The 12,457-nt window shown below is 39.5% G+C and carries 10 protein-coding genes; 9 read left to right on the top strand and 1 reads right to left on the bottom strand.

The window, feature by feature from the left end; translation table 11 throughout:
- Positions 1–6 precede the first annotated feature (6 nt).
- Positions 7–564, top strand: coding sequence for a hypothetical protein (locus JFC07_RS09985; protein ID WP_198328966.1), 558 nt, complete (start codon positions 7–9; stop codon positions 562–564).
- 99 nt (positions 565–663) lie between these two features.
- On the opposite strand, the gene rluB is transcribed toward JFC07_RS09985, so the two are convergent.
- Positions 664–1,575 (bottom strand): 23S rRNA pseudouridine(2605) synthase RluB, encoded by a 912-nt coding sequence (rluB, locus tag JFC07_RS09980; protein ID WP_198328965.1) that lies wholly within the window; start codon positions 1,573–1,575, stop codon positions 664–666.
- A gap of 367 nt (positions 1,576–1,942) precedes the next feature.
- Between rluB and JFC07_RS09975 the strand changes: the two genes are divergently transcribed.
- From JFC07_RS09975 to JFC07_RS09940, 8 genes are all read left to right on the top strand, one after another.
- On the top strand, positions 1,943–3,049 hold the full coding sequence (locus JFC07_RS09975) for a polysaccharide biosynthesis/export family protein (protein ID WP_198328964.1): 1,107 nt from the start codon (positions 1,943–1,945) through the stop codon (positions 3,047–3,049).
- 34 nt (positions 3,050–3,083) lie between these two features.
- Positions 3,084–3,515, top strand: coding sequence for a low molecular weight protein-tyrosine-phosphatase (locus JFC07_RS09970; RefSeq protein ID WP_198328963.1), 432 nt, complete (start codon positions 3,084–3,086; stop codon positions 3,513–3,515).
- A gap of 45 nt (positions 3,516–3,560) precedes the next feature.
- Positions 3,561–5,825 (top strand): polysaccharide biosynthesis tyrosine autokinase, encoded by a 2,265-nt coding sequence (locus JFC07_RS09965; RefSeq protein ID WP_198328962.1) that lies wholly within the window; start codon positions 3,561–3,563, stop codon positions 5,823–5,825.
- Between the two features lie 52 nt (positions 5,826–5,877).
- A complete protein-coding gene (locus tag JFC07_RS09960) occupies positions 5,878–7,839 on the top strand; it encodes a polysaccharide biosynthesis protein (RefSeq protein WP_198328961.1) in 1,962 nt (653 codons plus the stop codon).
- A gap of 63 nt (positions 7,840–7,902) precedes the next feature.
- Positions 7,903–9,189, top strand: coding sequence for a Vi polysaccharide biosynthesis UDP-N-acetylglucosamine C-6 dehydrogenase TviB (tviB, locus tag JFC07_RS09955; RefSeq protein WP_198328960.1), 1,287 nt, complete (start codon positions 7,903–7,905; stop codon positions 9,187–9,189).
- A gap of 73 nt (positions 9,190–9,262) precedes the next feature.
- Positions 9,263–10,288, top strand: a complete 1,026-nt coding sequence (locus JFC07_RS09950; RefSeq protein ID WP_198328959.1) for an NAD-dependent epimerase/dehydratase family protein — start codon at positions 9,263–9,265, stop codon at positions 10,286–10,288.
- Positions 10,289–10,312: 24 nt separating this feature from the next.
- A complete protein-coding gene (locus tag JFC07_RS09945; protein ID WP_198328958.1) occupies positions 10,313–11,761 on the top strand; it encodes a lipopolysaccharide biosynthesis protein in 1,449 nt (482 codons plus the stop codon).
- Between the two features lie 232 nt (positions 11,762–11,993).
- Complete coding sequence (locus tag JFC07_RS09940; protein WP_198328957.1) at positions 11,994–12,287, top strand: LbetaH domain-containing protein; 294 nt, start codon at positions 11,994–11,996, stop codon at positions 12,285–12,287.
- Positions 12,288–12,457: the final 170 nt, after the last annotated feature.

The raw sequence follows: 12,457 nt of genomic DNA, 5'->3' as shown, positions 1-12,457 counted from the left end.
AGTAACATGAGTATATTAATAGGCGTTGGTGTGATTACCACTGTCGGCGTCTTTTATTTGGGGAGAAAGGGCTGGCACGCATTGCATAGAATGGTCGGTATTACTCCAGGCGTGCTGACCTATCAAGATAGTAATGCACCCCTGTTGTTAACTTCTCTCAATTGGCAACAGCTAAACTTAAATAAAAAACATCTAGAAGCCTTATCAGATAAACAGCTACGACAATTACAGAATATTGATAAGAAAGTAGCCGACTACCACAATTGTCAAAACGAGTTAGAAGCGCAAAATGTAACTTCAGTTATTAGCGAGCAACAATTTGTTTTAGATAAAATGCTGCATACCCGCTTACCCGAAATGTTGGTCAGTCATTATCATTTAGCAAATATCAATATAAGCAATCGTACTAAAAATGGACAGAAGCAGACTGAGGCGGGTAGGCTGTTACAAGAGGTATTGGACAGCATTGAGCAGCGCTTAGATGGGTTGTTAGAGCGAATGGAAGAGCAACATCTACAAGAATTGCGCGTGATGAAAAATTATATTCATAGTCATGACGACTAAGCCTAAAGTGAGTGATACTCTTAAAAAACGCATAAAAAAAGCGGTCAATGAATCAGGCATTGACCGCTTTTTTATCAGCTAGGATTAATCCGTGACTGATTAACGCTTGTTGTTACGATCGCGGGTATTACGTGAACCGCGACTGGCAGGACTGCCACTGCTTTTAGGTTTTGCACTGCTACGACTGTCAACACGGCGCGCTTTAAGCGGCTTGCTTTTGATACGTTCTTGCTTTTCTTTAGCTGCACCATGCAAACCAGTACCGTGACGTGGGCGTAGGCTGACCAAATCGGTTAAGGTATTGATGTCTTTTTTATCCAGCTCTAAGAAGCGTCCAGTACGCAGCTCTTTTGGCAGCGCAATCGACCCGTAACGCGTACGTAATAGACGGCTAACTTTAAGACCTTGCGATTCAAACAATCGGCGCACTTCGCGATTTCGACCTTCTTTTAGTCTGACGTGGTACCATTTATTGACGCCTTCACCGCCGCCTTCTTTGATATCTTCAAACTGTGCCATGCCATCTTCTAACATGACGCCAGCCGTTAGAGTACGCGCGATATCAGGAGTAACTTCACCAAGTACACGTACGGCATACTCGCGTGTGACTTCGCTAGACGGATGCATTAAGCGATGCGCCATTTCGCCATCATTGGTAAATAATAACAAACCAGTCGAGTTAATATCCAAGCGCCCAACCATAACCCAGCGATCATGAGTCAGTTTTGGCAAACGTTCAAAAACCGTTGGACGACCTTCTGGATCATTAGCCGAGCAAACTTCGCCTTCAGGTTTGTAATAAGCTAAAACGCGACGACGCTTTTCATTTTCAGCCGTATATTTGATCTGACGACCGTCAACACGGATCTCATCGCCTTGTTCGACGCGGTCGCCGATGGTTGCGGGTCCATTATTAACGGTCACACGACCTGCTTTAATGACTTCTTCCATCTGACGACGTGAGCCAAGCCCCATACGGGCAAGCGCTTTTTGCAGTTTTTCATCTTTCATAATGCTATCCTTGTGTCGGTGGGTTTACATTTCTCAATGTATGAAATTGGACTGAGTATTATACGCTATTTATCGAAGTGATGTTTAAGATTAGCTTTTAAGGCTATTATAATTAACGAGTAGATGATGTTTTATTAAGTATCCCTAATTGACATTAAAAATTAAAAGCTTCATAAGAAATGAATATAAACTAATTGTTACTATTGCGTAATTTTTGCCAAAAATGGCCTATTATTATTCACTATTTAACCACCTATGTTATTATGGCTTTGCTTTTTTTATGGTTGGTGTAACTTTTTAGTATAGTTGTCTCAATTGCGCTCGTTGCTAGACGCTACTTATATCTGTGATTTATAAAGGTTTTTTTATGTTCTTCAATTCATCAAAGTTATTAGGTGTGGCGTCTGTGCTTATGATAGGTCTGATTTCAGGCTGTTCTAGCATTAACTCTGGCCTACAATCTGGTGATCTGCCGCCCAGTGGTTCATTCGTAGCTGCGAGTGGTATACAGTTTAATGTGCAGCCGTTAAATTTGGCGACGCTACCACCGAAGCAGGCCGTTGTTCCTAGTAGCGATTTAACGCGTTTGCTAAGAACCTCTGGGCAAGTTGATTACCGAATCTCGGAAGGTGATATTTTAGGTATTACGCTAGTAGGGTATCCAGAGATTGCGCCGCCTTTGACAAATAGTAGTAACACTGCCAACCCTTATGCTTTGGGCTTCCCTGTTGATCAACAAGGTTTTGTACAGTTTCCACTTATTGGACGTATTAAAGCCAGTGGCATGAGCGTGCCACAATTTACTGCCAATTTACAGAAACAATTGCAACGTTATCTTAAATATTCAGACCCGCAGGTTAAAATCGTTAACTACCGTGGCAATAAATTCTTTATTGATGGTGAGGTTAAACAACCGGGCGAGTTTGCTATTGCTGATGTGCCTGTGTCGCTCTATGGCGCAATTTCTATGGCCGGCGGGGCCACTCCTACGGGCGACTCAAATAATGTCGTGCTAAACCGTAACGGTACTAGCTATAACATCGGACTGGAGTCGCTGCGCCAAATGGGCGCTTCTGCTAACCAAATTTACCTGCGAGATGGCGACTCTATCCACGTCAATAGTCAAGATCGTAATAAAGTATATGTTTTAGGTGAGTTCGGTCAAGTAGAGCCAGTGCCTATTTTAGAGCAAGGTATTAGTTTGGCGCAGGTTTTGGGTGAGTCTAAAGGGCTAAATTCTGCTACAGCAAATGCGGCTAAAATATATGTGGTTCGTGATAATTTAAATACACGAGCGACAGATATTTACTATGTAGATATGCAGACCATAACCAGTTTTGCGTTAGCCAATCGTTTCGAGATGCACCCGAATGATATTGTTTATGTCGATCCAACTGGCTTAACGCGTTGGAATCGTGTTATCAGCGCTATTTTACCTTCTACGTCAGCTATTAGGTCGCTCTCAGGCTTATAGGCATTGGGTTTATAAATAATAGGTAATAATTATTATGGCATTTGATAATATTTTAGTGGTGTGTGTTGGCAATATTTGCCGTAGTCCCATGGCAGAAGCGTTATTAAAACAACGTTACCCTCATAAAAATATCGATTCTGCAGGGGTGGGGGCTTTAGTCGGGCACTCTGCAGATCCTGCCGCGCTAGAGATTATGGCAGGGCAAGAAATAGATATCACTAATCATGTCGCCAAACAAATTGACGAAGGTTTGGCAAAAAAAGCGGATTTGATTTTTACTATGTCAGACAGCCAGACCAAGTGGATTGAAGAGCGCTGGCCGTTTTGTCGCGGCAAGACTTTTAAGCTTGGTCATTGGCAAGACAAAGATATTGCCGACCCCTATAAACATGAGATGAGTGCTTTTGAAACAGCATATCAAGATATTGTTGTTAGCCTAGAACAGTGGGCCGATAAAATTAGCTAAATAGCTGCTATTAAACGATTAACCTTAAGTGATGACCCTATAGTTATGAATACAGATTCAAAGAACTTATCAAACGCTGCTTCCAAAGAAGATAACGACGAAATTGATCTTATGGCGCTGCTGTTTGCCATTTTGCGTGGCTGGAAAGTCATTGTGTTTTTTGCTGTATTAGGATTGGTAATAGGGATTTTGTATAGCAGATACGTCAATCCTACTTTTAAGTCGGATGCACTGATTCAAATTGAAGAGAATTCTAAGGGCGTTGCCGCATTAGGTGCGGATATTTCTGAGCTGATTGGCTCTGAAGTCAGTAAAGCCCAAGCAGAAGCAGAGCTGATAAGATCGCGTATGATCTTAGAGCCAGTGGTTAATTTGTTACATCTACAAATTCGTTTGTCCGATCCTAATATTGGCGCGTTGGATAGAATCAAGAGCAATAGTACGGATACTCAAATAAATAAACCGGAAAGTGTCTCTCTTAAAACCGAAGATGGTGAAGTAAAAATTAGCCAATTTAATGTCTCACAAGAGTATTTAAATCAACCTTTTACTTTGACACGCTCCGCGACAGGATTTGTGTTAACTAATGGTTTTGACGATTTTAAAGGTCAGATCGGTAAGGGCCATTTATTTAAAGGCACAGACGGTCAGATTCAAATCACAGTCAATGATCTTCCAGCTGATGGCTACTCGGTGAATATTACCAAGCAATCTCTTCAAACCACGACTGACCAGATAAATAGCGCCCTATCTGTGGTTGAAAAAGGTAAGCAGACAGGCATTATTCAGCTATCTATGACGGGTGCTAATCAGCAACAAACCAGCTTGATATTAAAACAAATTGTCTTATCTTACATTGATCAAAATCAGTCGCGTGGCTCTGAAGAAACTACTAAAACCATTAGTTTTATGGAAACTCAGATTCCAACGTTAAAGAAAAAACTAGAAGACTCGGAAGCAGTATTTAATGATTTCCGTAAAAAGTACGGCACTATTGATGTAGGCAAAGAAGCAGAGCTGCTATTGACAGAAAACTCGCAAATCGATGCCCAACTTAATGAATTGAAGCTTAAAAAAGCTGATCTCACGACTTACTACACAGAAGAACACCCTTTGGTTGTGCAGATCAATGAGCAACTGGCGGTACTTAATGCTAGAAAAAATGAGATAGACGATACTATCGCCGGTTTACCTGAGATACAAAGAGAGTTTTTACAACTGTCAGCTGACACGACGATTAATAGAGAGATTTATCTGACGCTACTTAAAAACTATGAACAGTTAAAAATCGTTAAAGCGGGTCAAATTGGTTTCGCCCGTATCATCGATTTGCCTATCAGTACTTATAAGGCCATTGCACCAAAGAAATTGCAAATTATGATATTGGCCATGCTGTTAGGAGCGATGCTTGGAACGATGCTGGTACTGCTTAAAAATATGCTTAGAAATGTGGTTAAAGACCCTGAGCGTATTGAATCTAAAACGGGCGTTCCTGTAGTAGCAACGGTTCCACGTTCGCCACTATTGACAAGACTGCGTAAAAATAAGAAAGCACCTAATCGTTTGTTGGCTTATGTTGATAATAATAGTTTGAGCTATGAGGCTATTAAAAGCTTAAGAACGAACCTAATATTCGGCATGCCAGTAGAAGGGCGGGCTGGTCAGCGCGCCAAAGTTATTCTTGTTACTGGCGAAAGCCCGGGCGTTGGTAAGTCCTTTATCTCTGCGAATCTCACAGAAGTATTTGCGCAGTTAGATAAAAAAGTGCTGATTATCGATGCTGATATGCGTTTGGGTGAGCTACATAGAATGTTTAGCATGAGCCAAGATAATGGTTTGGCGGACTATTTATCACAGGATAAGACTCATTTATCAAAATCTAACGCCAAAACTACAGAAGTTATTACCAGTCAAGAGACTAGTAACCTAGCAAGCTTTATTTATCCGACTGGCATAGATAATGTTGACTTTATGCCACGCGGTCAGCATCCGCGTAACCCTGCTTCATTATTAGCGAATGGCAGTTTTAATCATTTAATGGCAGAGCTTAATTTGCATTATGATTATATTGTCATCGACTCGCCACCAGTATTGGCGGCTTCTGACGCTATGATATTAGCCCAGCACGCGGATAAGGTATTGATGGTAACTAGATACGACGATTCTATAGAAGGACAGCTGGTTTATGCGGTTAATCAGATGAATAAAGCCAATATAAAGGTCGACGGTATCATTCTCAACGATGTACAACAAGGGATTATGAGCAAATATAGTTATCACTATAGTTATGCTTATGGTAATAACCAATAGTTAGCTTTTTGGAAATTCTACCAAAATTCACGTTTTTAAGTGGTTGAGTGTTATGTCTACTAATTCAAAACCGTCAAGTGATTATCCATCACTTAATGGCAAAACTGGCTGGCTACAACGTATAGCTGAATACTTGTTATCGTTGCCCCGTAGTGTAAAACGAGCGATTTTACTCACTACAGACTTGGTAGTGTCTTTATTTTGTCTGTTCTTAGCTTTGTCGTTGCGCTATGGTGATATCGCTCATAACATTAGCCCTATCATATTATTATCTTATGGTACGCTGCCCATCATCGGTTTATATCTGATTGGTTTCTATAAAGGGGTAGCACGTGGTTTTTTAGATACGGTGATGGGTAGTGTTGCAAAGCTGTTCTTTTTGCTTATGGTTGTTTATGAGATCATCATTTATTTAAATCCTTTAGAAGATATACCGCGCTCCGTTCCTATTATCTTTCTGTTTTTCTTATTTATCTGGTTATGGAATAGTCGTCTTACTATTCGTGAGCTCTTGATGCGCTTGAGCGGTAGAGCCCAGCGGCGCCTCAAAGATGATGGCATTTATGATAATGTTGTTATCTATGGTGCGGGAGAAGCCGGTCGAGACTTATTAGAAGGTCTTAGAAACTCACATAAATATAATGTTGTGGCTTACGTTGATGATGATCCGCAGCTTGCTGGAGCTTATTTGCTCGGTAAAAAGATTTATCCTGCTAATGAATTAGTAAGCTTAGTAGAAGAGCTAAACATTGCGCAGGTCTTTTTGGCTATCCCTTCTATCAGTCGCGCCCAAAAACGCCAGATTATAGATAAGCTCTCAGGTATTGCCATAAAAATAAAAGAATTGCCAAGCTTAGAAGAGATCGCTGACGAAAAAGTGACCGTCAGTAGTATGCGTAAAGTAGATATCTTGGATGTGTTAGATAGGCAGACTGTCGAACCTGACGCCAAATTACTACAGATGAACATTAAAGATAAATGCGTGTTAGTCACTGGTGCTGGTGGCTCTATCGGTAGCGAGTTATGTCGTCAAGTAATCAAGAATAAGCCAAAATGCCTTGTACTCTATGAGCTGTCAGAGTTTGCGCTTTATAGTATTCATCAAGAGCTAACTATTAAACAAACCAATACGCCTGCTTATAAAGACATTCAAATCGTCGCGATCATCGGTAATGTCACCAATGAATCGAACCTGCTCAGAATACTAAATCTCTATAATATCCAAACGGTTTATCATGCAGCCGCCTATAAACATGTGCCAATGGTAGAGCATAATCCTTTTGAAGGCGTTATTAATAATACCAAAGGCACTTATCACTGCGCCCGAGCAGCGATTGCAGCAAATGTAGAGACATTTGTACTGATCTCGACCGATAAAGCAGTAAGGCCGACAAACGTAATGGGCGCATCTAAGCGTTTAGCAGAATTGGTTTGTCAAGCGCTCAGCCAAACGGATAGCCAAACCTGTATCAGTATGGTGCGTTTTGGTAATGTCCTAGGTTCGTCAGGCTCTGTAGTACCGTTGTTTACCAAGCAGATAGAACAAGGTAAGCCGATTACGGTCACCCATCCTGATGTGACGCGCTATTTTATGACGATTCCAGAGGCGGCAAATCTGGTTATCCAAGCAGGCGCAATGGCATCGGGTGGTGAAGTGTTTGTCCTCGATATGGGCGAGCCAGTTAAGATTGTTGATCTAGCGCATCGAATGATTCATTTAAGTGGCTTTGATATTAAAGATGCCGCCCATCCTGAAGGTGATATCGAAGTCATTTTTACGGGTCTTAGAGCCGGAGAGAAGCTCTATGAAGAGCTGATCATTGGTGAAGACAACATTGAATCGACTTATCATCCATTGATCATGCAAGCAATAGAGCATAGCTTTCCATTAGATGAGCTTGAATCGGTATTGTTTGAGTTGAACGAAAAACAAAAAGAGTTTGATGTCCCTTGGCTAAAGCAGCGGTTTAGGCAGTTCGTCGCGGGTTATCAAGAAGGAACTAAAGCTGCATAACACTCAATAAATGCCTTAAATATTATAGTTAAATAAAACTGGTTAGATGAACAAAGGAATATTATGTTAGATATCAAGAATATAAAAATTGCGGTAATTGGCCTGGGCTATGTTGGCCTACCCTTAGCGGTTGAGTTTGGTAAAAAACACCCTGTTATTGGCTTTGATATCAATCAACACCGAATTGAAGAGCTAAAATCAGGGACGGACCATACCTTAGAAGTCAGTGATGAAGAGCTCACCAGTGCCAAACAGTTACAGTTTAGCTCAGACATTAATGAGTTGGCTGAATGCAACTTTTATATCGTAACTGTGCCTACGCCTATCGATGAATACAAACAGCCTGACTTAACGCCTTTAGTCAAAGCCTCTACCGCCATTGGTAGTGTGCTAAAACCAGGCGATATTGTAGTTTATGAGTCTACCGTTTATCCAGGTGCTACTGAAGAAGTCTGCATTCCAGAGTTAGAACGCAGCTCTGGCTTAGTGTTTAATAAAGATTTCTTTGCTGGGTATAGCCCAGAACGTATTAATCCAGGCGATAAAGAGCACCGCGTTACTAACATCCTAAAAGTGACAGCAGGCTCTACTCCTGAGGTAGCAGACCTAGTAGATGATGTATACAACCTGATTATTACAGCTGGTACCCATAAAGCACCTTCTATTAAAGTCGCTGAAGCGGCTAAAGTCATTGAAAATACGCAACGTGATGTCAACATTGGTTTAATCAATGAATTAGCAGTTATCTTTAATAAAATGGGCATCGATACTGAGGCCGTATTAACTGCAGCAGGTACTAAATGGAACTTCTTACCGTTCCGCCCAGGTCTAGTCGGTGGGCATTGTATTGGTGTTGACCCTTACTACCTTACTCATAAAGCTCAGGCCATTGGTTACAACCCAGAGATTATCCTGGCAGGTCGCCGCCTGAATGACAGTATGGGCGAATATGTGGTTACTCAACTAGTCAAAACTATGATTAAAAAGCGTATCCAAGTTGAAGGAGCCAAAGTTTTAATCCTAGGCTTAAGCTTCAAAGAAAACTGCCCTGATGTGCGTAATACCAAAGTGATTGATATCGTACATGAGCTAAAAGAATATAACATCGATGTTGACGTGTATGATCCTTGGGTCGATGCTGAAGAAGCTCAACAAGAATATGGCATTAGCCCTATCAATGATAGTGCCAACTTAGAGAGTAATAGCTACGATGGTATTATCTTAGCTGTGGCGCATAATCAGTTCGCAGAAATGGGTGTAGAGCAAATTAGAGAGCTAGGTAAATCTAGTCATGTACTTTATGACTTAAAATACCTATTCAATAGTGAGCTGAGCGATATTCGTTTGTAATATCACCTTGCTTATAAGGTAAACCCTAATTACTAGACAGACTGAATTTTTAAAAATAAAAGAGTAAAGTTCTATGACCCAATACCAGAAGATTCAACAAGACTTAGTTGCTGCCCCTAAGACCTGGCTTGTAACAGGCGTGGCAGGTTTTATTGGCTCAAACCTACTCGAAACCTTACTAAAACTAAACCAGACCGTCATTGGTCTTGATAACTTCGCTACTGGCTATCAAAAGAATCTAGATGAAGTTCAAAGCTTGGTATCTAGCGAGCAGTGGGATCGCTTTAGCTTCATAGAGGGTGATATTCGTAACTTTGCAGACTGCCAAAAAGCATGCACTGGTGTAGACTATGTACTACATCAAGCCGCACTTGGCTCAGTTCCTCGTTCACTAGCTGACCCTATCACCACCAATGAAGTTAATATCTCAGGCTTCTTAAACATGTTAACCGCTGCTCGTGATGCAGAGGTGAAGAGCTTTACCTATGCTGCCAGTAGCTCAACTTATGGCGATCACCCTGGCCTACCTAAGGTAGAGGATAAAATTGGTAAGCCGTTATCTCCTTATGCGGTAACTAAATATGTGAATGAGCTGTATGCCGATGTATTCGCTCGCTCTTATGGATTTAAAAGTGTTGGTCTACGTTACTTTAATGTCTTTGGTCGTCGCCAAGATCCAGATGGAGCCTATGCTGCAGTAATACCTAAATGGACTGCTGCCATGATCAAAAACGATACCGTATTTATTAATGGCGATGGTGAGACCAGCCGTGACTTCTGCTATATCGAAAATACAGTACAAGCCAATATCTTAGCAGCAACAACTCAAAATGAAGAGGCTACTAATCAAGTATATAACGTAGCTGTTGGTGATCGTACGACACTGAATGAACTGTTTAATGCGATTAAATCTGCATTATCGGATAATGCCGTGAACTATGAGCAAGAGCCGACCTATCGTGACTTTAGACCAGGTGATGTACGTCATAGCCAAGCAGATGTCAGTAAAGCCAATAGCCTGCTTGGATACGAGCCTCAGTTCAATATATCGCAAGGCATTGATGAAGCAATGTCCTGGTATACTCAGAATGTTTGCTAGTATATTTAAAAATGGTAATTGTTAATGGACAGTCATGCTTTCAACCGTAGTTTACTACTCAATATCTTATGGTCTTTTTTAGGTCGGTTTGGTTATGTTTTTATAGCCTTAATTAGCAATATAATTCTAGTACGACTACTTAGTCCTACTGAGTTCGGCCAAGTTAGTATAATTATGTTTTTCATCGTAGTATCAAACATATTAATAGAATCCGGACTATCGGGAGCTCTTGTTCGGAAAGAAAGTACGACTGAAGCTGACTATTCTACTGTTTTTATATTTAATTTAGCTATTTCACTATCACTTATGATTGGTTTGATGATATCTGCTAAGTATATAGCCAATTTTTATAGTGATAGTAAACTGACTCCCTTAATCCAACTTTCCTCATTAGTTTTAATCATCAATGCCCTGAGAGTTACACAAAACGTCAAACTTATTAGGGGTTTAAAATTTAAAACCAAGTCTATTTTTGAGCTTATTTCTATTTCTATTGGCTCAGTAGTAGCTATTTTTACGGCTATGCATGGCTTTGGTGCGACCTCATTGGTGCTACTCCAGCTCAGCAATTCAGCTTCAATCACTCTATTAATGTGGTTCTTTGTTAGTCCCATTAAGTTTCAGGGTTTTAATATAAAAAGTTTTAAACAAATATACAAGTTTGGTATTAATACTACTTTATCAGCATTATTGGATAAATCTTTTGATAATGGCTATCAACTCATATTAGCAAAATACTTCTCAATCAATCAGTCAGGATATTTTTACCAAGCAAAAAAGCTTCAAGAAATGCCGATTGGAGTTATTCAGGGCAGTATTTTTGGAGTAGTATATGCAGCCTTATCAAAATTACAAAACAATATTGAAGAATTCAGTCAGGTGTATTTAAATATAGTTAGATTGTTTACAGTTGTTATAGCCTCAATATGTCTGCTTATATACTATTATGCTGATTTAGTTGTACACTTATTGTATGGCTCACAATGGATGCCATCTGCTAATTACTTACAGCTTTTAATAATCGCTTCCTTCTTTTATTTACAAGAAGTGTTTAACAGGAATTTATTCAAAATTTTTGATAGAACCGATCTAATCCTCAAACTAGAGTTAGTAAAAAAATCGATTTTAAGCCTTACCATGCTATATGGCATTTGGACCTTGAGTATCACTAATTTACTCTATGGCTTTGTGGGTGTAAGTGCTATAAGCTTTCTTCTAAACTATCACCTTTCTAGAATGATATATAAAGCTTCCTACTGGAGCGAGCTTATTCTTATATTAAAAGTGATTATAACATCTATTATTACTATTACGTTTAGTCTATACATTCAATATTTTTTTGAAATTCAGGGATATCATAGTTTAATATTATTGCCATTTATACTGTTAGTATATCTATTCTTACTTATAGCTTCGAAGGTAGTTAATATTCGACAAGATTTTAATCAAATTAAACAATTAATTAAAAGTTAAGGTGGGTATTATGATAAAGAGAATCACAAGATTATATAAATCAATATTTTGGACTCCTGAATAAATAGCACGACATAGTGGTGTAACCATTGGTAAGGATTGTATCATTCAAAAAGTTAGCTTTGGCTCGGAACCATATTTAGTTACCCTTGGAGATAAAGTCCGACTAACAGATGGTACTAAGATATTCACACATAGTGCTGCTATACTATTTAGAGACAAATATCCAAGTATGGATTTCTTTGGGAAGGTAGTTATCAATGATAATGTTTATGTAGGTAATAATGTATTGATTATGCCTGAAGTGACGATAGGTTCCAACGTCCTAGTTGCTGCTGGATCCATTGTTACTAAGTCAGTTCCTGATAATGTGGTAGTCGGTGGGAATCCTGCAAAAATATTATGTAGCCTATCTGATTACGAAAAACGTATGGTAGAGAAAAATATTGGAACTAAAGGTATGTCTTATAAAGAAAAAAGAGAATATCTGCTATCACTACCTGATGCTGCTTTCTTAATGAAGTAGTTATTCAAATAAGCTTATGAATATCATTCTTTATATAAGAAATATCTCTGCACACGACAAAAAAAACAAAAAAGTCTATTAAAGCAAAGGCATAATAGTAATTTTTAAGACGAATAGACCATGCCAAACTTTAACAGACTTAGTGAAACTTTAACCCAAAACCTGAGTAT

It is taken from the genome of Psychrobacter faecalis (assembly GCF_016107575.1).
GTDB classification, from domain to species: domain Bacteria; phylum Pseudomonadota; class Gammaproteobacteria; order Pseudomonadales; family Moraxellaceae; genus Psychrobacter; species Psychrobacter faecalis.
The sequence above is the reverse complement of the archived record's forward strand: the minus strand, read 5'-3'. Positions and strand labels throughout refer to the sequence as shown.